This window comes from Streptomyces sp. NRRL F-5122, assembly GCF_001507435.1.
Classification (GTDB): Bacteria; Actinomycetota; Actinomycetes; order Streptomycetales; family Streptomycetaceae; genus Streptomyces; species Streptomyces lannensis.
Map to the genome: position 1 here is coordinate 17,706 of NZ_LMWH01000255.1, position 20,963 is coordinate 38,668.

Sequence of the window (20,963 nt, forward strand, 5' to 3'; positions counted from 1 at the left end):
ATGACCGCACACGACGGCGCCACCCCGGCCTACTCGGCGCCCATCGAGATCACCGCCTCCGTCCCCACCGGACCACCTCCCACCTGGGCCGTGCTCCAGCGCCGACTCTTCGACGAACTCGACGCCGCGTGGCGGCTGTTCAGAGACCGCTACACCGAGCCCGACGGACGGCTGCGCTTCTCTGGCGCCCTCGTCGACCGGGACGGCGGGGACGACTTCTACGAAGCGTTCTTCAACTGGCCCGCTCTGTACCGCCTGGGCGGCGCTGACGACCTGCTGCCTGCTGCGAAACACCACTGGGAAGGAGTGACCCGGCAGCTCACGGAACTGGGCCTGTACCGGAACGAGTTCGAGCGGGGATACGACTGGTTCCACCAGGGTGAGGCGCTGCTGATGTTCTACGGCATCTGCGCCGCGGACCCCACCGACCGGCGCTTCAGGGAACGGGCCGTCCGCTTCGCCGAGCAGTACCTCCCCGGAAGCGACACCGGCAATTACGACGCCGGCATCCGTGCCCTGCGCGCTCCGCACAACGGCTCGGACGGCCCGCGGCCCGGTCTCGGACCCCAGTGGGACGACCGGTTCGGTCATGAGCAGAAGACGATGCGGCCCTACGGTCTGCCCCTGCGTGACGTGCCCGGCGTCCGTACGTGGGACGACCTGGCCCACGGGGACAACGCCGCTCGGATGGGCCGGCACATGCGGGAGCGCCTGGGCCGCGGGGACACTGCGGTCAACCTCGCGGCCGCCGCTCTCGTCGTCAACGCCTGGCTCTACGACCACGACCCGCACCTGGCGGCCTGGGTGCTGGAGTACGTCGACGCCTGGCGCGAGAGAGCGGACGCACTGGGCACCATGCCCGACAACGTCGGCCTGTCCGGCCGGGTCGGTGAGTACCACGACGGCCGCTGGTTCGGCGGCCACTACGGCTGGACCTGGCCACACGGTGTGCATTCGGTCGGCGCGGCCGCGCTGGTGGGGGCCATCAGTGCCGGAATGGTGGACGGCGGTGCCCACCGGCTGGACCTCGCACGGCGGCCTCTGGACCAGGTGTGGGACCAGCGCCGCACCGGCATGCCGTTCGACAGCCACGCCACCCGCCGTCCCGGCTGGGCCCACGCCGTGGGCCTGGGTGACGGGCGGACCGTCAACGCGCTACCTACCCGCCTGGGCCCGGACGGGTGGTTCGACCATCAGCCCGCGCAAGTCGCCTACTGGACCTGGCTGTGGTGGTTCGGCATGCAGGATCAGGACCGCGCACGCCTGGAGGCGCTTCGCGCCCACTCCGGTTACGAGTGGAACACCGTACATGCCTTCCGTGACAAGGAGGAGGCCGGACACGAACCTCCGTGGCTGGCCTACCTCGACGGCGACAACCCCGACTACCCCGAGCGGGCACTGCGGATGGCCCTGGCACAGGTGTCCCACCGGGCAGCCCTCATCGCGGCCGACACCCCCGGGTCGGACGACCAGGACCTGCACCGGTGGCAGCGAGTCAACCCGGTGGTGACCGAGGTGCTCACCCAGCTCACCACCGGAGCACCGCAGACCCTCTACAACGGCGGTCTGCCCCTCACCCGGATCCGTTACGACGATCTGGTCACCGCGCGCCCGGGCCTGCCTCCCGACGTCGCGGCCCTCGTCGAACACCTCGACGCGGGGAGCACCACCGTGCACCTGGTCAACGTCAGTGCGGTGCACACGCGCCGACTGCGGCTGCTGGCGGGCGGTTTCGGCGAGCACCTGATTACCTCGGCGCGCTGGAACCGCGGGGACGGCCGGTACCCGGGCGACTCCCACGACTACCACCTGCCGGCCGGTGAGGAGATCGGCGACTCGGCCCCGGTACACGACAACAGTCTCCACGTCACCCTGCCCCCGGGGCGCCGCATCCGACTGCGCCTAAACATGCAGCTCCACGCCCGCCCCTTCACCCATCACCCATCCCCCACGACCTTCCGGAGACCTTGATGGCAGCGACCGTTCCGCACTCTGCCGGCCCCGACGCCGGTTCCTACGCCGGCCCCGAGGCTCCCCCCGTGTGGGACCTTCCGGTGCGCGGCGAGCCGTGGGAGCGACCCGACGACGAACTGGTGCAGCGGCTGAACCGGGTGAGCTCGGCCACCGCCTGCGCCAAGATGCACGAACTGGGCATCCGGCGCACCTACATGGCCGGGCCGACCGCCCTGCAGCCGGGCAACAAGATCACGGGCCCGGCCCGCACCCTGCAGTTCATGCCGCAGCGCGAGGACGTGGCCAGCGGCCTGGCGCAGGAGTACGTCGAGCGCAGCACCGCCCTGTGGGCGGTGCTGGAGGCTGTTCAGCCGGGCGACGTCCTCGTGGTGCAGGCTTACGGCAGTGCTTTCACCGGATGCCTGGGCGACATGCTGGTGCGCTACTTCAAGCGCCGGGGCGGTGCCGGCATCGTCGTAGACGGGCGGATCCGGGACGCGCCCCGAGTGCGGCAGCTGGGCGTTCCCATCTGGTGCACGGGCAGCACTCCGCACTACGCGTCGCAGTCCGAACTGTTTCCCTGGGCGTACGACGTGCCCGTGGCAGCGGGAGGCGTGCTCACCCTCCCGGGCGACCTGGTCGTGGCGGACGACGACGGCGCCGTGGTGGTCCCGGTGTCGACGGCCCAGCAGGTCATCGACAGTGCCTTCGACCACGAACAGTGGGAGGAGTTCAGCCGCACACGGATAGACGCGGGGGCACGGCTGTCGGACTACTACCCCCTGACCCCGGACAGCAGGGAGGAGTTCGAGCAATGGCGCGCGGCACGGGAGAACTGAGGGCCAGCCAGGACCGGTCCGAACGGGGGCAGGGCGGCCGGCCCGCCCTGCCCCCGTTCGGACTCGGCTGCGCCCCTATCGGCAACCTCTACGGCTACGTGGATCCGGACACCGCGATGGCCACCGTGCATACAAGTGTCGAGCTCGGTGCGACGCTGCTGGACACGGCACCTCTGTACGGCGACGGCCTGTCCGAAGAACGGGTCGGTCAGGCACTGGCCACCGTGGACCGGGCGCGGGTGCAGCTCGCGACGAAGGTCGGCTGGCTGATCGGTGCGGGCACGGCGCCCCGGCCCGCCTTCGGACGTGACGACGTACTGCGCAGTCTCGAGGGCAGTATGAAGCGTCTTGGCGTCCACCGGTTCGACGTAGTGCACGTGCACGATGCGGAGGAGCACCTGGACGAGGCGGTGAGGCACGCGGTGCCGGCCCTGCTGCGGCTGCGGGACGAGGGTGTCGTGGGCGCCGTCGGAGCCGGGATGAACCACAGCGCGCCGCTCGCGGAACTCGTACGGCGGGCCGACCTGGACGTGGTGCTGATAGCCGGCCGGTACACCTTGCTCGAGCAGCCGGCGCTCGGCGACCTGCTGCCCCTGTGCGCCTCGCGAGGTGTCAGGGTCGTTGCAGGCGGTGTATACAACTCGGGCCTGCTCGCCGACCCCCGTCCGGGCGCGCCGTACAACTACCAACCCGCCCCGGACGCGGTGCTGCGCCGGGCGCTGGCCCTCCGGGAGGTGTGCGCCCGGTACGACGTGCCGCTCAGGGCCGCGGCCCAGCAGTTCCCTCTCGGGCACCCGGCCGTCGTCTCGGTCGTCGTTGGTGCCGTATCGCCTGCGGAGGTGGCGGGCAACCTGGAACTGGCCCGCCACCCGATTCCGGCCGAGATGTGGGCGCAGCTGCGCGAGGCGGGGCTGCTGGACTCGGCCACGCCGGTCCCCTGAGCGGTCCGTGCACCGGACAAGAGCCGTGCGCCGCCGTACGGCAGCAACCGGAAACCCACCCAAGGAAGGTGCCGCACATGACATCGACTCGTTCCGCAGGTCATGACGGGGGTACGTTCGGCGGACTCACCGCTCTGGTCACCGGCGGCGCCTCGGGCATTGGCCTGGCCACCGCCCGGCTCATGATCGCCGAAGGGGCACGTGTGGTCGTACTCGACCTGGCCGAGCAGGTTCCCGGGCGGTTCGCCGCCCACCTGCGCGCCGACATTCGCGACGACGCCGCGGTCGTGGCCGCCGTCCACGAGGCGGTCTCCGTGCTGGGCGGGCTCGACGTCCTGGTCAACAACGCGGGGATCGGGGCGCAGGGGAAGGTCGAGGACAATTCCGACGAGGAGTGGCACCGGGTACTGGATACCAACGTCGTCGGCATGGTGCGGGTGACCCGGGCTGTGCTGCCGGCCCTGCGTGCCTCGGCACACGCGGCGGTCGTCAACGTCGGCTCCATCGCCGCCACGGCCGGGCTGCCGCAGCGGGTACTTTACTCGGCCGGGAAGGGAGCGGTGGTGGCGATGACCCGGGCCATGGCCGCCGATCTGTTGCCGGCCGGCATCCGGGTCAATGCTGTCAACCCCGGCACCGCGGACACCCCGTGGATCGGCCGACTTCTTGAGCGGGCTCTGGACCCGGCGGCCGAGTACGCGATGCTGGCGGCTCGACAGCCGCACGGCCGTTTGGTCAGCGCCGACGAAGTCGCTGCCGCGATCGCGTACCTGGCTTCTCCCGCTGCCGCGTCCACCACCGGATCGTGCCTGTCCGTGGACGGCGGAATGGACGGCCTGCGGCTGCGGAGGGAGGAGTGAGCGCCACGGGACGGCACCCCGCTCCGCTGGTGCCCCCGGCCACTGAGCCCGACCCCATAGAAGCGGGGCGCGCACCGGGAGCCCCGCCCGCCCCGCGCATCGACGCGCACCACCATGTGTGGGACCTCAACGTCCGTGACCAGCCCTGGACCCATGGTCTCGCCGCCCTGAACCGCACTTTTTCAGCCGACGACCTGCGCCCGGCGCTGAACCGGCACGCGATCGACGCCACCGTCGTCGTGCAGACGTTGCCCACCGAGCAGGAGACGGCCGAACTGCTCGCCCTGGCTGCCGAGGACCTGCACGTCAAGGCGGTCGTCGGCTGGACCGATCTCGCCGACGCCGCCGTCGCGGAACGCCTCGCCGCACTACGGGACGGGCCGGGAGGGTCGGCCCTCGTCGGTATCCGGCACGCGACACAGAGCGAGACCGATCCCGGTTGGCTGTCACAGCCGGACGTTCGCCGCGGCCTGCGGGCCGTGGCCGCTGCGGGGCTCGTCTACGAGCTGCTCGTCCGTCCGGATCAACTAACCGACGCCGTACACGCCGTTCGCGGACTGCCCGAAGTCCGCTTCGTATTGGACCACGCGGGCAATCCCGTGATCGACGCGGACGGCCTGTCCGCCTGGACGGCGCTCATGACCGAGCTGGCCGCTTCTCCCAATGTCGCTGTCAAGCTGTCCGGCCTGGTCACCCGGACCATCGCACCCCCTTTGCGTGCTTTGCGCCCCTACACGGAGGTCCTGCTGTCGGTTCTGGGACCACATCGCCTCATGTACGGCTCGGACTGGCCGGTGTGTCTCCTCGCGGCTCCCTACGACGAGGTGATCACCCTCGCCGAGGCACTCACCCAGGATTTGAGCGCTCACGACCACGATGCGGTCTTCGGCGACACAGCCGGCCACTGGTACGGGATCGGCGGCGCATGAACACCCACCGCACCCGAGCAGCACCGTCGGCGCATGAACACCCACCGCACCCGAGCAGCACCGCCCCGGTCCGACCCCGCGCCGCGCTGGTCGGGGCGGCAGGGCCTCGCGTCCACCGTCCGCCCGGGAACTTCCGTAATCGAGCGAGTAGCTGAGTCAGCCGGCTCCGTGGCCGTGTCCCGTCGATCTGTCCGGCAAGGACGAGGTTGCGACGGCGTGCGATGCCGGTGCTCCTGCAGTGGGATGCCAGCCGCACAGCTTGCCACGGTGGGATTCGGCTGACTGGGAGGATCATAGGGGCTGGTCGTACGCGCTGCTCGGACTCCACTCCGACGACGTGCTGCTCTCCAGCGTCCTTACCTCGGTCGAAACGACCTACGCCGCTCCGGAGGTGACGCCGACGTTGCCCAGGAACTCGTGGTGCACCGGCGGCTGCCCCAGGCCCGCTACCGCACCGAGTGACCGCGGGCAACGCGCTCGGCCTCCCACCGCTGGGGTCCAGGATGGGGGAGGAGATCACGGAGGGGAGGACGTGCAGCCTCGAAGCCCAACTCGCCCCGTACCTCACCACACCACCTCGCGCTCCTGACCCTTGTCGGCGGGAACGTCCTAGGCAGCGGCCGGTTGGCCTCGACCTGCCCCAGCCGTCCGCCGTAAGGGCAGACGAGCCGGGGCCGCCGGCGGAGAACACCGCGCCCAGGCCCTCCCACAGGATGACGTCCGGACCAGGTTCGTACTCGCCGGTGGTCTCGTTCAGGGCCTCGGGCTGGGCCGGAACATCTGGAAGCTATCCACGAGGATCCGCTTCAACACCGGTTCGAGGACTGCCAGCGAGATGGGCTGCTCATGCGTTCGAGTGAAGGCGCCCGCGCGGACACTCTCAGGCGTTTCCCTTTGGAGCCGTTACACGGCACTAACATGCCCCTCGAGATGTCCTCGAAGGGCACGGTGAACCGCCCATTCCACTGCCGGAACGTCGACGGCTGGCGTCGCTCCATAAACGGAATCACCGTGCCGGTGCCAGGCATTGCGCTCCGCAGCGATCTATGCCCCTCTCTCGTTGTGCAGGATCGCAGCCCTGGCTACCCAGGCCAAGATGCTCTGTCCCCGTATGGACAGCCCGATCCGGTTCCAGTGGAAGATCACGTGGTAGCTGAGTACCTGCCTCAGCCCTCGGTCGAGCGTCCTCGACCGGACCGCACGGTCGAGTTCCTGACCCGCCGCGCGGAAGGCCGCGGCCCAATCGGCGACGGGCTCCAGCAGCCCGCCGGGGCGCAGCAGGGCATCGCTGTCGGAAGAGCAGGGGCCGGATCTCCTGAGCGCGGGCGTTAAGGTGGTCTGCCGAGACATCGTTGATGGCCGATCGGTGCTCGTCCGTGATGACGCGGTGCCAGACATCCCCCTGCTCGTACCACTCCAGTGCGGCGGCGCACATCATGCTCGTGCAAAGGAGGACGGACAGCTCCCGAGGCCCCACGGGCAGATCGGTGCGTTGCCGCAATCGCTGTGCCTCGCGGCTGTCGGCGATGAACAGGGCGTGCGCGGCCGTCATGCTGGCCGCACCCCCGAACGCTGCGGTTTCCGGCTCGTAGATACCCGGCCGCCACCTTTGAAGGTGTCCATCGGCGACTAGACGGTATGTAGGTGCCGGTCGTGGGCCCGGGCCTCCCGCAAATGTAGGCACTACCGGCCAGGCTGCGCCCGGCCGGCAACCCACGACAACTTGCGAGCGAGGCCCGGGCGCACGACCGGCACCTACATACCGTCTAGGCACGGGGTCGTACGGCCCGAAGGCGGCAAGACCCCGTGTGTCACCATGCCTTCTCAGCCCAGAGGCAACTTGGCGAAGGGCTCCCACTCGTACATCTGGTTGTCTCGGTGGATCACGATGAGTTCCGCGCTGCTGATGCGTGCTTGGGCCGGCGTGAGGTTGAGGCCGTCGAGGATCTGTGCGATCGGCGACGCGGGTCCGTCCTGGGCGCTGTAGGCCACTGAGACATGAGGTGTGAAGCCCTCGGCCTTCTCCGGGATCTCTCCGAGGACGTCGCCGATGGCATTCCGGATGGCGCTCCGGACGGCACGGACCGGGCTGTCAGGGTGGACATGCAGCAACACCGCTTCGGGGTCCAGCACCTCCGGCCCGATCCGTAGGTCGAAGGCCGGGACGGCAGCCAGTCGCGCGTGCGCTGCCTCGACGATGGCGTCAACGTCCTGTTCTTTGGTCTCACCTACGAAGCCGATGCCCTGCATGGTCAGGTGCAGCCACTGGTCGGGGATCGGCGTGAGGAGTTTCCGAGAGGCGCGAGCGCGGACCTGTACTCGGCGGCAAGCCGGTGCACATCGTCCTGTCCCTCAAACGTCAGATGCCAGGTGTAGAAGCGGCGGCCCACACTCCAGCCGGGCCGCCACCACCAGTGATTCCGCATGGTCTCGGGTTGCGTCGTCATAATCCGGGATCAAATCAGGCCGAACCCTGCCCTGGCGAGAGGGCAACATGCCGCGGAGCGGAGTCCAGGCAGAACTCTTCGATGGCCTGCCGCAGCCCGACGACCGCGGTGCTGCCGGCGGGCGGCCTGCCGATACCGGAACACAGCTCACCGAGGCGACGGGTGACCGGCGTCAGACGGTGGTCCGGCGGAAGGGCGAGAACGGGGGCGAGGGCTTCGAAGGCTCCGTCTGCTTCGCCGGTGGCGAGATGGGCGGAAGCCTGGCTGATGTGGATCTGCGCTTCGGTTCCGTACGCCCTCACCGGCTGCACATGCAGGAGCGTGAGGGCGCTGTTCGCAGATCGCAAGGCATCGACGGGGCGCCCGACACGCAGTTGGACCGCGGCTGCGTAGTTCTCTTGCCGTGCTGGCTGGCAGGCAAAGATGCCACCGATCTCGTCCCGGCCCCTCATTGCCGCGCGTGCGTCTTCGGCGCGGGAAAGAGCTGCCAGGGCCTCGTCCTGTGCCCCCAGCTCGGACCAGGCGTCGGCTTCCTGGCAAGCGAGTCGGCAGCGTGGATGCGTTGTGCGATGTCTCCAAGTCTCTCGGTCGTGGGCCCGGATCTCGTTTTGGCGAGTGGGGGTTCCGTCTTCCGGGTGATGGCGGGCAGCCGAGCTTCCTCTGCGCCGCTTCCTTGTCTCGTTGTGGCCTGGTAGCGGGGCGAGGCGCCGCTCGCATTCCTTGATTGCCTGTCGGGCTTGGCCTCGGCACCCCGCGGTGTCGGCGTCAGCCGGAGTAGTCCCACTTTCTGCCGATCAGTCTTCGGTGCCAGGCCAGTAGCGTCCCCGGCGTGACCGGGAAGAGGCTGCTCCAGCGGCGGCGCGGTATCAGCGACGACAGCGCGGCCGGCCAGCACCGGTCGGCGGGCTCGTAGCGGATCGGACTGGTGAGTTGCCGTCGCAGTACCCCGGTACGGCAGCGAGGTGATCACCCGTGCACCGTCTCAGCCACGGCCGAGGGCTCGGCACGCAGGCTCTCCTGCAGTGATGACTTTGCGAACCCCAGAGGTCCAGTGGCAGTGGCCCCACGGGGTGTTGGGCCTGCTGTGGGCGTAGGGCGCAGACCGGTGCGCGGGAGTGGCTGACCAGCTGGTCAGGAGGTGGCCGAGTCCCCTTGCGTCGAGGCCGGTGCAGCCCTTCTGGTTCGGGCCTCTTGGTGTTCGGTGTCGCGCGGGGACGAGATGACGACCTCGGAGCGGCGAGGTCCCCGGTCCATGATGCCGCCAGTGATGGCGAGGCCGAGGCCGGCCAGGGCCAGTGCCGCGCCGACCAGCGTCGGCGAGGCCCAGCCCCAGCCGGCCGAGATGACCAGGCCGCCCAGCCAGGCGCCACCCGCGTTGGCCAGGTTGAACGCGGAGTGGTTCGAGGCCGCCGCCATCGTCGGCGCTTTGTCCGCCTTGGCCATCAGCAGCATCTGGACGGGTGTGGTGATCAGCGCGCTCAGCGCGGCGATGAGCGTGAGGGTCAGGAGCGCGGGCACCGTGCTGTGAACGGCGAAGTAGAAGGCCCCCAGCGCTACGGCGAGCAGGGTCAGCCCGACATAGAGCGTCGGGCGTAGCGCCCGGTCGGTGAGCGGGCCCGCTATGAGGGTGCCGAGCGTCATGCCGACGCCGAACAGGGCGAGAACCAGGGTGGTGGAGGAGTCGGAGATCCCCGTGAGGTGGGTCAGCATCGGCACGAGGTAGCTGTAGACGGCGAAGAATCCGCCGAACCCGATGACCGCTGTGGCCAAGCCGAGCGCCACCTGCCTGTTGCCCATGGCGCACAGTTCGTGCTTGATGCCGGACTGCGGGCCGCGCGGTTGGTGCGGGACCAGGCAGGACAGGGCGACGAACGCCAGGACGCCGATGACGGCGACCGCTATGTACGCGTACCGCCAGCCGAGTTGCTGTCCGAGGGCGGTACCGGCGGGAACACCGATGATATTGGCCACTGTCAGCCCGAGGAACATGGTCGAGACGGCACGGGCCGCCCGGTCGGGCGCGACCAGCCGGGAGGCGACGACGGCGCCCACGCCGAACAGGGCGCCATGTGGCAGGCCCGAGAGGACGCGCGCCGCGAAGAGCAGACCAAAACTGGGGGCGAGTGCGGAGGCGGTGTTGCCGATGACGAACAGTCCGGACAGGAGCAGCAGCAGTCTCTTGTGCGGTATGCGGGCGCCGATGCCGGTCAGCAGGGGCGCGCCGACGACGACGCCGAGCGCGTAGGCGGAGACGAGGTTGCCCGCGTGCGGTACGGACACGCCGACACCGTCAGCGATCTGGGGCAGCAAGCCCATGGTGACGAACTCGGTCGTCCCGATGCCGAACGCGACGAGAGCCAGGGCCAGCAGAGCCAGGGGCATAGCGCAGGGGAACCTTCCCGGGAGGGGGGTGTATCGGGTTTGCGCGCCGAGCCTCGTCGCCCGGGCACAGGAAAAGGAGGGTCGGCCTGCCGACCCCCTTGAACACAGCACAGCCGGAGGGCTCCGCATTCCTGGGCGGGGCGGCGCACAGAGTGACGTATGTCGCAACGGGGGACTGTGCGTGCCGAGAATTACGTCCGCGCTGGTCAAGCGCCGTGTTGATACTGGTGGAGGGAGCGATCCGGATTCCGGGCGTGGCGAGTTCGCCGTGGATGCGCCGGTAACCCCGGGTGCTGTTCTCGCGCGCCATCCGCAGGGTGAGTCGCCGTATAGAACGCTCGGTCGGGGCGCGGCCGGGCCGTTTGGGCCGACTCAGCCTGCCGTGACGCCGCCTGATCAGATCGCGGTGCCATCGCAGAATGGTCTCGGGATGCACCAGCAGCCGCAGGCGCCGTAACTGGCCACGCCGGGGCGGACCAGGAGGGCAGCGAGGAGGGCCCGGTCCGCGGGAGTGAGCTTGATCCTTTCCGCACCGAGTTGCCGCTCGAGCCCAGTGAGCTGGTGGCGTAGGGCCAGGATCTCGGTGTCCTTGTCGCGGTCGCTCATCGGTAGCAGCCGCAGCGCGGCGAATGCGTTGGTGATGGTCGGGTAGGCGAGGCGAAGCAACACGAGGGCTCATCCTGCCGCAGCACCGAACAAGCCCTTGAGCTGCATGGATGACATTCTCGGCAGGCGCAGAGCTGCTCGGGGTGGGCGGCCGGTGGTCGCCGGTTTCTCTCTCCGTTTCCAGCAGACGAGGCGGCGGTGACAGGAGAGCAGGGGTGCCGGGGGTGACCGGCCTGGTGCGGCGCAGCGAGGTGGGGAGGTGCCGGGCGAGGGCGGCGAGTATGGCTGGTCCGGCCAGGACAGCCGTGGCCGGCTGCCGAGCCGGCGGCTCAGCACGGCGACTTCGTGGTGCAGTGCCGGCAGCTCGACGCCCTCGGCTCGTTGGGAACGGGAGAACAGGAGGAGCAGCCCGAGGAGGCGGGCAAAGGCGAGACAGACCATGCGGAGCATCACGGCGCGCGAGCATGCCATGATCGGAGGCGGGCTTCGAAGTCACAGGTCGAAGCAGGTACGAGAGTTATGGCACCCCTGACGGTGCCTGGGCCGGTGCCGGACGGTGCTCCGGAGCGAAGCCGGGAGCCGTGCCGGCCGGCGCCGACCTGTGGGCACGGGATCAGATGTGGCCGCCGGGTGTCACGGTGAAGGAAGCCGGACCGGCCGGCAGGTCCACCGTGTACTGGCGCAGGTAGGTGTCCAGGTAGGGTGAGCGGTCCCCCTGGGTGGCTACGTCGTCGGACGGGTCGTCCAGGGACAGCCTCAGGACGGCGCCCGAGACCTTGACGATCTGACCCGATGGGGTGTCACGCCACGACCCGGTCTGGATCGAGCCGATCTCCACGGCCAGGACATGCCCGGCCCTCAGCGTCCAGTCGGTCGCCTTGAGGTCGACGCTCATCCGGCCCGCCTTCAGCAGGGAGACCTGTTCGTCGAACATGACGGCCTTGCCGTCCGGGCCGACGTCGTAGAGCTTGAGCATGATGTTGCCCTCGCCCTTCGCGGTCAGCGAGATGTTCGGCGTGGCGGTCAGTCGTACGTCCTGGGCGAGCGGCCGCGACCAGACGAAGAAGCTGGAGCCGACCTCACCGGCCTGCTGCCTCTTCGCGATCCCCTTGGCCAGACCCTTGGGCGCCGGTTGTTCGGTCGCCGGGGCGTTCTCCATGTCCCAGTTGCCCGACGGCTGCGCCGCCTTGGGCGCCGGGGTGCTGGCTGCGGCCAGGTTGGCGCGGGCGGAGGCACCGCCGTCGTCAAGGTAACTGCCCTTCCCCAGCGGGAGGGTGACGTCGCGCTCCACCACCGGCCAGGTGTCCTGGGCTCGCCAGTGACCGGTGGAGTCCTCGACGGAGAACGTCGGGTAGTCGACCGAGGGCTGAACTCCCTTGAGGTACTGGTCGTAGAAGGACAGCGTCTCGTCGTACCAGCCCTCGCGACCCATGGCCAGGCGACCGTCGCCCACCCGGTCGCCGCCACGCACGTGGTCCCACTGGCCGACCCAACCGCGCTCCGGGCCGGTGTGGTTGGTGAGGTACTCCTGCATCTCCTCGGGCTTGGTGTTGTTCTCGATGAAGCCCTGGGTGACGAAGAGCGGCGTGTCGGTGCCCTGAGCCATCTTGGCCAGGTTACGGGAGGTCCAGAACGGGTCGTTCTGGTCGGATATCCGGTAGCCGGCCGAGTTCTCGGTCAGGCACCCAGGGTGGTCGTCCTCGTATCGTGCGTTGGCCTGGTAGTGCCCGTCGTCATCCGACAGAGGGGCCATCGTGGCAATGCCGTTGTAGGCATTCGCGGTTCCGGTCACATTCGGGCGGGGGACGCCGTTTGAGTAGATGTACTGGTACATGTCCCAGAGGGGCTCCCCGGCGACAACGGCCTTCAGCGCGGATTGCTTCAGGTCGTTGCCGATGAGGCCGGTGACGGCGTCGTAGGACTTGCCGTACATGCCCACCGCGCCGGTCGACCACGGCTGGCTCGCGGCCCAGTTGATCGCGGCCTTCACATCGGCCTGCTCACCGGGACCGCCCCAGTCGAGGCAGCCGGTCGAGCCGCCGAAGCCGCGCAGGTCGACCATGAGGAACGCGTAGCCGTGGGAGAAGAGGTCGCTGCCCTCGACGAAGTCCTGGAAGCGATTCGAGGGACCGGTGTGGGTCCAGCCCTCGGGGTTCGTCTGGCCCATGTGCCCGAAGTACGGGCCGATGGAGAGGATGACCGGCACCTTCTGCCCGGCGGGCACGCCTTCGGGCATCAGCAGGTCGCCGTGCAGTTCGGTACCGGAGCCGTCCGAGGACGGGAAGTAGTGCTGGGTCCAGACCGAGCCCTTTGGGACACGGTCGTTCTGCTCGTGCGTGATGCCCTCGGTCGCGGTGGCGACCACCGTGGTCGGGGTCTGAGCGGAAGCGGCGGCCGGTGACGCGTCGGCGGGGCCGGCGAGTGCTCCGGTCAGCGCCAGAGTGGTGACGAGTGCCAAGGCGGCCCAGCCGGGCGCGCGACGTCTGTTCACATGCTCTCCCGAGTCGTCGGTACGGAGCGGAACGGCGTTTCCGGTCAAGCGGCAGTGCCCTGCCCGCCATCGCAGCGACGACGACGGTCGCACGCATGTCAGGAACGGGACCATGGGTGCGAACTCTGGCCGGAACCGATGGCGAGCGAGCCTAAGGTCAGCACTGAAACGCGTCAACGGTGCTGTGTATCCGTCGCGTTACTGATGTGATGGGAACAAGCCCATTTCTGACAGGGGAAGTTGTAGGAGGCGAAGGTGGAAACGTCTGCTGCATCCCAGCGGATGGGGCTGGTTCGCCAGGTCGGGGGGCTCTTCACCGACCTCCGCCACGCCCCTGAAGGGCGCAGCCGGGAGAGCTACGGGTGCCGAATATTACGTCCTCGCAGGTCAAGCGGCGTGTCGGTACTCGTGGATGACTGCGCCGAAATGGTCGTGTCGGCGTATGCAGAGGTGGTCGATTCGTTCGGGTTCGAGCGCTTGGGGCAGGGCGCGGAGGGGTATTGCGGGGTTCCGCGATCGGTGAGTGCGGCGCTGGTTGTAGTGCCATTCGTAGGCGCGCAGCGCTTGGCGTAGATGGGTCTCGTTCCAGATGAGGGTGCGCTCCAGCAGTTCGGTGTGGAGCGTTCTCACCCAAGTTCGATTTCGAGCAGAAAAGGGCAAGCCCCCCTCAAGTGGTCCCGGCACGGACCAATCCCCGGGGCCACTTGAAGACGTTCAGGAATAGCGCGAGTGCGTTAGTTATGGCACCCCACACGGGGGCCGTCAGCCGGCCGCAGCGGCGAATGGCGCGGGGGCGGGTGAAGGATGACGGCTCACGTCGAGTCCCGCACCACGAGCTGGGGGCGGATCAGCGTGTCCGCCATTCCGCCCCCGCCCGGCATCTGGGCCGCGGCCTGCTCGACGGCCGCCTGCCCGAGCCGCCGCTTGTCGATATGGAGCGTGGTCAGCGGCGGGTCCACCAACTCACCCAGGGCCAGCCCGTCAAACCCGACGAAGGCGCGGTCGCCGGGCACCACGAGGCCCCGGGCCCGGGCGTGCCGCATCGCGCCGATGGCGATCATGTCGTTGTACGAGACCACCGCCGTCACCTCCGGCGCGGTCTCCAGCAGCCGTTCCATCGCCGCAGCACCGCCCTGTATGGAGTTGGAGGACGGCTGACGCCAGTGCGGTTCTATCCGCAGGCCGTATTCGGCGGCGACCGCGGTGAACAGTCCACTGCGTATGTCCGGGGCCCCGGACTTGGCGCGGTCGCGGTCGTCGATCATGGCGATGTTACGGTGCCCCTTGGCCACCAGGTGGTCGAAGGCCTGCCGGATGCCGGAGTCGAAGTCGATCCGTACCGTGGATAGTTGCGTCGGCCGGTCCTCGTTTCCGAGCAGCACGAAAGGCATGCCGGAGCCGGCGACCCGGGTTATGGCAGGTGAGTCCAGCATGAACGCCACACAGGCGTCTACATGGTCCACGACCGTTTCGGCGACCTCCCGCTCCTTGCTCAGCTCGGAGGCGGTGGTGTAGATCACGACGTGCCACCCCCGGGCGTCCGCCGCCTCCAGCACACCGGCGACCACTTCGGGGAAGAACGGGTTCAGCACATCGGCGATCACCAGGCCCAGTGTGGTGGTGGACTGTCGAACCATGCCGCGGGCGAAGCGGCTGGGCCGGTAGCCCAGCTCCTTCGCCGCTGTCAGGATGCGCTGCTTGGTGGCGGAATCGATCTGCGGTTTGTCGTTGATCGCCCGGGACACGGTCTGCCGCGAGACCCCCGTCAAGCGCGCCACATCATCGATCGTGACGCGTCGCGGCCCGTTCGTCGTAGACACGATTGGCACTCCAACCTTCTGCCGGTCCATCCCGGCCTGCTCATGCCCTGAGGGTCTCCGTGAGCGCTCACGTACCATCGTGCTCCTTAATGGCGAACGCGGTCAACGCTCTTGACAGGTAGTTAGAGCCGGGATCAGTCTCAAACAGAAACGTCTACGTGAGCGTTCACGTGCTTCGGGCCGACCTGACCCGCTCTGCCATTCCGCAGTCGGAGGACCCTCGAAATGCCAAGAACCCGCACCACAGCCGCGCTTCTCGCCCTCGCCATGGCCGCCCCGCTCAGTGCTTGTTCGGTGGGCAGCGATTCCTCTTCGTCGTCGGGGAGTTCCAAGGGAACGCAGGAGATCACCTTCCTGACGTTCGAGACGCCCAATCTCACCCCGCAGTACTGGGACGCCGCCATCAAGCGGGTCACGGCGAAGTACCCCTACATCAAGGTGAAGAGGCTGGTGTCGCCGACCGCTGACCGCACGGCGTACGCCAAGCAGCTTCGCGCCTCCGGCCAGTTGCCGGACGTCATGATCGCCGTGGCTCCCACCGGCTTCGCCGAGGCGGGCGACCTCTACGCCTGGCAGCCCAGCGAACTCAAGGACTTCCTGTTCCCTGGCGCGGGCGCCATCAACGGCAAGATCTACCAGCTTCCCACCAACAGCCAGAGCATCCCCAACGTCTACTACCGCAAGTCGATATTCACCGCCGCCGGCATCACGGCCCCGCCGAAAACGTACGCCGAACTCCTCGCCGACTGCGCCAAGCTCAAGGCCAAGGGAACGACTCCCTTCGTGGTCGGCGGCGGCAAGGACGCCTTTCCGACGGTACTGCCGTTGACCGGCACCGTGGGCACCGACGTCTACCGCAAGACACCGGACTGGATGGACCGGCGCCGAGACGGCAAGGTGAAGTTCGCCGAACCCGACTTCGTTGGCGCGCTCAAGAAGGTGGGGGACCTGGCGAGCAAGGGCTACATCGACTCCAAGATGGTCTCGCTGGATTACGCCGCGACCGAGCAGGCCTTCCTCAAGGGCAAGGGCGCGATGTACCCGATGGGCTCCTGGTTCGCCGCTTCCGGTGACAAGAGCCCGATCAAGAACGACATCGGCGTGTTCCCCTGGCCCACCGACGATGGCTCCGAACTGATGCCGGTCTACACCGGCGGCGGCATCGACGTGAACGCTCACGCCAAGAACCTCGACGCGGCCCGGAAGTTCGCCCTGGCCTTCCAGCTGGACCAGACCAACCTCGACGCCTCGGTGAAGTCCGACGCGCTCTTCCCCGCGATCAAGGGATACAAGCAGCCGAGCGACATGGGCCCGGTCTTCACGGAGACCTACGACCTGTGGAAGCAGGCCGTCAAGGACCAGGCCATCGTCAAGGCGTTCGCCTGGGAGACCGGCGACGACGCGCTGCTGCCCGGCGTGGACGCCAAGGTGTTCGCCGCCACGCAGGACGTCATCCTCGGCCGCAAGTCGCCCGAGGCGGCGGCAGTCTATCTGGACGACGAGTGGAAGAAGGCGTCCTGACCCATGGCCATCGACGTCCGGACCGTCCGCTCCCAGCCGGTGTCGCGGGTCCGCCCCGCGGCCGGCCGGAGCCGATCCCGCAGGATCCGCGCGGCCCTGGCCCGTTTTGGCGTCTTCGGAGCGCCCGGGCTGCTGGTCTACGGCTGCTTCGTGCTCGCCCCGGTCGGCTTGAGCTTCTGGTACAGCCTGACGAACTACAACCCCTTCAACCCCCAGACCCGGTTCGTGGGCCTGGACAACTACCGGATGCTCTTCGGTGACGACGAGTTCCTCACCTCGCTGCGGGTCACCTCGGTGCTCACCGTGATCCTGGTGATCGTTCCGAACCTCGCCGGGCTCGGCGTCGCGATGCTGCTCAACCGCAAAGGCTGGTTCTACAACACCTGGCGCGGGGTCTTCTTCGTGCCCATGGTGCTCAGCTCGGTCGTCGTCAGCATCGTCTGGACCCGACTGCTGGCCGACGACGGAGTGGTCAACCAGGCCCTCGGCTGGATCGGCGTCAGCCCGGTGGGCTGGCTGTCGGACCCCTCGCTCGCCCTTTACTCGGTGGCCGGGATCATGGCCTGGCAGATGCTCGGCTTCTGCGTTGTGGTCTACCTGGCCGGACTCCAGTCCGTGCCGGCGGAACTGTACGAGGCCGCTTCGATCGACGGTGCCGCGCCCTTCGCCCGCTTCCGCCATGTGACCTGGCCGCTGCTGGCACCCGCGCTCACCATCAACACGGTGGTGCTGCTGATCAGTGCTTTCAAGGCATACGACCACATCCAGGTCATCACCAATGGCGGCCCCGGCTCGGGCACCACCGCCACCGTCGCCTTCCTGACCCTGCAGACCGGCTTCATCGCCAACCACCAAGGATACGCGTCCGCGATGGCCGTCGTCATGCTGCTGATCGTCGCCACGGCCTCAGCCGTGGTTCTACGCCTGCTCCAGCGCAGGGAGGTGGACCTGTGAGGACCACGAACTCCTCAGCATACGGCGGCACCTGGATGCGTCCGCTCGCGGTGACCGCGCTTGGCGCGGTGTTCGCCGTACCCCTCTACGTGGTGCTGGCCAACACCTTCAAGCCCGGCGCCGACATCGCGTCGAGCCCTGCGGCATTGCCGGCGCCTCCCACTCTGGACAACCTGCAGGCGGTCATGGACCGCCCCGACCACCTGTTCTGGGCCAGCCTCACCAACAGCCTGCTGGTCACCACGCTCTCGGTGGTCGTGCTGACCGTGCTGTCCGCGATGCTCGGCCACTATCTGGCCCGTACCAACTCCCGCTGGGGCCGCGCCGCGACCCTGCTGCTGCTGTCCGGGCTGATGATCCCGCCGCAGGTGATCCTGCTGCCCATCACGCATGTGCTGCGGATCTTCCACCTGATGGCCACCGTGCAGGGTCTGGTGCTGTTCAACGTCGGCTACTACGTGCCCTTCGGAGTCTTCGTTTTCGCGGGGTTCGTCCGTACCATCCCGGTCGAGCTGGAGGAGGCCGCCGCGATCGACGGCGCGGGCCGGCTCACCGTCTTCTGGCGGATCGTCTTCCCGCTGCTGCGCCCGGCCACCGCCAGCGCGGTCATCTTCTTCGGCGTGTGGATCTGGAACGACTTCATCGACCCACTGATCATCCTCGGCCCGGGCAGCGGCACCACCGTCACCACTGGAATCTACCGGGCCATCGGCCAGTACCAGGCCGACTACGGCACGGTCTTCGGCCTGATGTTCCTGGCCACGCTGCCGGTCTTGATCCTCTATCTCGTGCTGCAGAAGCAGTTCGTCCAGGGCCTGACGAGCGGCGCCACCAAGGGCTGAACCGTCCTCGGCAGCCAGAGCCTCAAGGAAAGGAAGTCCATGGCGTCCGTTGTCGTCGACCGCGAGCGGCGTGTCTGGTCCCTGTCCACCCAGCACACCACCTACGCGCTGCACGCGACCGAGGACGGCAAGCTCGTCCAGCTCCACTGGGGGGTGCGGCTGGCCCCCGCCGAGGCGGCGGGTCTCGCCGGCCGGCCGTACACCACCGCCCCCTACGACCTCCCACTCGACATCGAGGAGCAACTGCCGGTGGACGGCGGCCTGCGCTGGGGCGTGCCCTCGTTGCAGGTGACGTTCACCGGCGGGGTGCGTTCCCTCGAACTCGCCCTCGTCTCGGATCACATAGAGCAGGAGCCGCACGGCACCCGGCTCGACCTGGTCCTCGCGGACACCCACTTCCCATTCACGGTCGTGCTGCACTACCGGGTGCGGGAGGACTGCGACGTCGTCGAACGGTGGACGACGCTGCGGCACACCGGTGGCGGGGATTCGCCCGTCACCGTGCACCGGGCCGACTCCGGCAACTGGCTGCTGCCCGAACTGCCGGACTACCGGTACAGCGCGGTCTGGGGAGCCTGGTCCGCGGAGAACCAGTTGCGCAGGGAGCCGCTACCGCGCGGCGAACTGACCTTCGGCAGCCGGCACGGGCTCACCGGCCACCACGCCAATCCGTGGATCATGCTCGACGACGGTACGGCGACCGAAGACCGCGGCGAGGTATGGACGGTGGCGCTGGCCTGGAGCGGCACATGGCGGCTCACCGCGCAGCGCCGGTTCGAGGGCCGGGTCGCGGTGTCCGCGGGATTCGGCCACGAGGGCGTGACCTGGCGGCTCCAGCCGGGGGAGGAGCTGACCACGCCGTCCGTGCTCGGGGCCTACAGCGAGGGCGGGTTCGGCGCTGCGAGCCGCGCCTGGCACGGTTATGCCCGCCAGTACGTGCTGCCGCTCGCGCAGGAGGTGCGGCCGGTCCTCTACAACTCCTGGGAGGCGGTGGCCTTCGACGTGGAGGAGGAAGGCCAGCTGGAGATCGCCCGCAAGGCGGCGGACCTGGGCGTCGAACTGTTCGTGATGGACGACGGCTGGTTCGGGCGACGGGTGGACAGCAGCGCGGGCCTGGGGGACTGGTGGCCCAACCCGGAGCGTTTCCCCGAAGGGCTCGACCGGCTCGCCGACGAAGTGCGCAGGCTCGGCATGGGATTCGGGGTGTGGGTTGAGCCGGAGATGGTCAATCCGGACAGCGACCTCTATCGAACGCACCCCGACTGGGTGCTCCATCACCCGCACCGCCGCCGTGACGAGGTGCGTACCCAGCTCGTCCTCAACTTCGCCCGCGAGGACGTCCGCGAGTGGGCGTTCGGCTGGCTGGACAAGCTGGTCGGCGACCACGGCATCACGTTCCTCAAGTGGGACATGAACCGGGCCTTCTCACAGGCCGGCTGGCCCGCACGGGAGAAGGACGGGGACGGCGACCAGGACCGGCTGTGGTTCGATCACACCCGCAACGTGTACGCGGTGATGGACCGGCTGCGGGCCAACCACCCGGATCTGCGCATCGAGTCGTGTGCGGGCGGCGGCGGCCGGGTCGACTTCGGCATCCTCGCCCGCACCGACGAGGTGTGGACCTCCGACAACACCGATGCCTTCCACCGGCAGTCCATCCAGCACGGATTCAGCCAGGTCTACCCTGCGGGCGTGATGGCGGCCTGGGTGACCGATGCCGGGCGGGCACCGCTGGCCTACCGGTTCCACGTCGCGATGGCCGGGGTGCTGGGCATCGGCGGGAACCTCCACCAGTGGTCGCCGGAGGACATCGCCGAAGCGCGGGAGCTGGTGGCGCGGTACAAGGACATACGGGCCACCGTTCAGCATGGTGAGCAGTACCGCCTCGGCGCCGAGCCCGGACGGGGCCTGTCGGCGATCCAGTACGTATATGGAGACGAGGTGGCCGTCCTCCTCTTCCACCCGCACCCCGAGGTGCGGCCCGCACCCGGCCTCCTACGCCTCGCCGGGCTCGACGCGGATGCCGTCTACCAGGAGTACACAGGAGCGGACGCCGCCGGGCCCAAGGCCACCGGTCGTGTCCTGATGAGCGTCGGCCTCCCGATCCGCGACCGTCTCGCCCCGGGCGACTGGGCCAGTGCGCTGGTCCGTCTGCGCCCCGCCCGGTAGGCGACCGGCGTCTGAGCGCCTGCCAGTTCATCCAGTTCCGGGGTAGGGCCGCCGTCCAGGACTTCCGCCTCGGATTCGAAGGCCCCAGACGCCCTGGCCGCATCCGTAGGCGGGTGTGCCGACGGCCTTGGACAGACCCCACAGACGCGCATCGCCCGGCCGCGTGCAGGAGCGTTGCGCCAGATATCCGCCAGCCCAAATCGTTGGAC

General features: G+C 68.9%; 15 protein-coding genes and 3 pseudogenes. 9 read left to right on the plus strand and 9 right to left on the minus strand.

Annotated features, from left to right (window positions below):
• The 5 genes from ADL25_RS33555 (at window position 1) to ADL25_RS33575 (ending at window position 5,522) form a co-directional block, all read left to right on the plus strand.
• Window positions 1–1,971: a hypothetical protein gene (locus ADL25_RS33555; protein ID WP_059131677.1), complete on the plus strand. Its 1,971-nt coding sequence runs from the start codon at window positions 1–3 to the stop codon at window positions 1,969–1,971.
• A complete protein-coding gene (locus ADL25_RS33560; RefSeq protein ID WP_059131678.1) occupies window positions 1,971–2,792 on the plus strand; it encodes a dimethylmenaquinone methyltransferase in 822 nt (273 codons plus the stop codon). Before ADL25_RS33555 ends, ADL25_RS33560 begins: the two co-directional genes overlap by 1 nt.
• Window positions 2,768–3,733 (plus strand): aldo/keto reductase, encoded by a 966-nt coding sequence (locus ADL25_RS33565; RefSeq protein ID WP_059131679.1) that lies wholly within the window; start codon window positions 2,768–2,770, stop codon window positions 3,731–3,733. The genes ADL25_RS33560 and ADL25_RS33565 overlap by 25 nt, the downstream gene beginning before the upstream one ends.
• A gap of 77 nt (window positions 3,734–3,810) precedes the next feature.
• Window positions 3,811–4,593, plus strand: coding sequence for an SDR family NAD(P)-dependent oxidoreductase (locus ADL25_RS33570; protein ID WP_059131680.1), 783 nt, complete (start codon window positions 3,811–3,813; stop codon window positions 4,591–4,593).
• Window positions 4,594–4,649: 56 nt separating this feature from the next.
• Window positions 4,650–5,522 (plus strand): amidohydrolase family protein, encoded by an 873-nt coding sequence (locus tag ADL25_RS33575; protein WP_059131698.1) that lies wholly within the window; start codon window positions 4,650–4,652, stop codon window positions 5,520–5,522.
• 1,006 nt (window positions 5,523–6,528) lie between these two features.
• Here the strand turns inward: ADL25_RS33575 and ADL25_RS51955 are convergent.
• The 9 genes and pseudogenes from ADL25_RS51955 to ADL25_RS33615 all read right to left on the minus strand — a co-directional run bounded on the left by ADL25_RS51955 (window position 6,529) and on the right by ADL25_RS33615 (window position 15,226).
• Window positions 6,529–7,380 carry a thiopeptide-type bacteriocin biosynthesis protein gene (locus ADL25_RS51955; protein WP_324614080.1) on the minus strand — a complete coding sequence of 284 codons (852 nt, stop codon included), beginning with the start codon at window positions 7,378–7,380 and terminating at the stop codon, window positions 6,529–6,531.
• Window positions 7,347–7,948: pseudogene (locus tag ADL25_RS33585) on the minus strand (2'-5' RNA ligase family protein). Before ADL25_RS33585 ends, ADL25_RS51955 begins: the two are co-directional and overlap by 34 nt.
• 35 nt (window positions 7,949–7,983) lie before the next feature.
• Window positions 7,984–8,316 carry a hypothetical protein gene (locus ADL25_RS49975; protein WP_199839250.1) on the minus strand — a complete coding sequence of 111 codons (333 nt, stop codon included), beginning with the start codon at window positions 8,314–8,316 and terminating at the stop codon, window positions 7,984–7,986.
• 424 nt (window positions 8,317–8,740) lie between these two features.
• Window positions 8,741–8,911, minus strand: a pseudogene (locus tag ADL25_RS50920) (integrase); the annotation flags it as partial.
• A 189-nt stretch (window positions 8,912–9,100) separates the two neighbouring features.
• Entirely contained in the window at window positions 9,101–10,351 is a 1,251-nt protein-coding gene (locus tag ADL25_RS33595) for an MFS transporter (protein WP_059131682.1), read from the minus strand.
• A gap of 226 nt (window positions 10,352–10,577) precedes the next feature.
• Window positions 10,578–11,020 (minus strand): annotated as a pseudogene (locus ADL25_RS50925) (integrase); the annotation flags it as partial.
• Window positions 11,021–11,570: 550 nt separating this feature from the next.
• Window positions 11,571–13,448: a CocE/NonD family hydrolase gene (locus ADL25_RS33605; RefSeq protein WP_059131683.1), complete on the minus strand. Its 1,878-nt coding sequence runs from the start codon at window positions 13,446–13,448 to the stop codon at window positions 11,571–11,573.
• Window positions 13,449–13,835: 387 nt separating this feature from the next.
• Window positions 13,836–14,078 (minus strand): integrase, encoded by a 243-nt coding sequence (locus ADL25_RS46820; protein ID WP_234381138.1) that lies wholly within the window; start codon window positions 14,076–14,078, stop codon window positions 13,836–13,838.
• Between the two features lie 182 nt (window positions 14,079–14,260).
• Complete coding sequence (locus ADL25_RS33615; protein WP_234381139.1) at window positions 14,261–15,226, minus strand: LacI family DNA-binding transcriptional regulator; 966 nt, start codon at window positions 15,224–15,226, stop codon at window positions 14,261–14,263.
• A 267-nt stretch (window positions 15,227–15,493) separates the two neighbouring features.
• On the opposite strand from ADL25_RS33615, the gene ADL25_RS33620 reads away from it, so the two are divergent.
• Genes ADL25_RS33620 through ADL25_RS33635 form a run of 4 tightly spaced genes read left to right on the plus strand, consistent with a single transcriptional unit; the run spans window position 15,494 to window position 20,754 of the window.
• Window positions 15,494–16,789 carry an extracellular solute-binding protein gene (locus ADL25_RS33620; RefSeq protein ID WP_059131686.1) on the plus strand — a complete coding sequence of 432 codons (1,296 nt, stop codon included), beginning with the start codon at window positions 15,494–15,496 and terminating at the stop codon, window positions 16,787–16,789.
• 3 nt (window positions 16,790–16,792) lie between these two features.
• Window positions 16,793–17,743, plus strand: a complete 951-nt coding sequence (locus ADL25_RS33625; RefSeq protein WP_079050732.1) for a carbohydrate ABC transporter permease — start codon at window positions 16,793–16,795, stop codon at window positions 17,741–17,743.
• A gap of 35 nt (window positions 17,744–17,778) precedes the next feature.
• Window positions 17,779–18,585, plus strand: a complete 807-nt coding sequence (locus ADL25_RS33630; protein WP_059131700.1) for a carbohydrate ABC transporter permease — start codon at window positions 17,779–17,781, stop codon at window positions 18,583–18,585.
• A 39-nt stretch (window positions 18,586–18,624) separates the two neighbouring features.
• Window positions 18,625–20,754, plus strand: a complete 2,130-nt coding sequence (locus tag ADL25_RS33635; RefSeq protein WP_059131687.1) for an alpha-galactosidase — start codon at window positions 18,625–18,627, stop codon at window positions 20,752–20,754.
• Window positions 20,755–20,963: the final 209 nt, after the last annotated feature.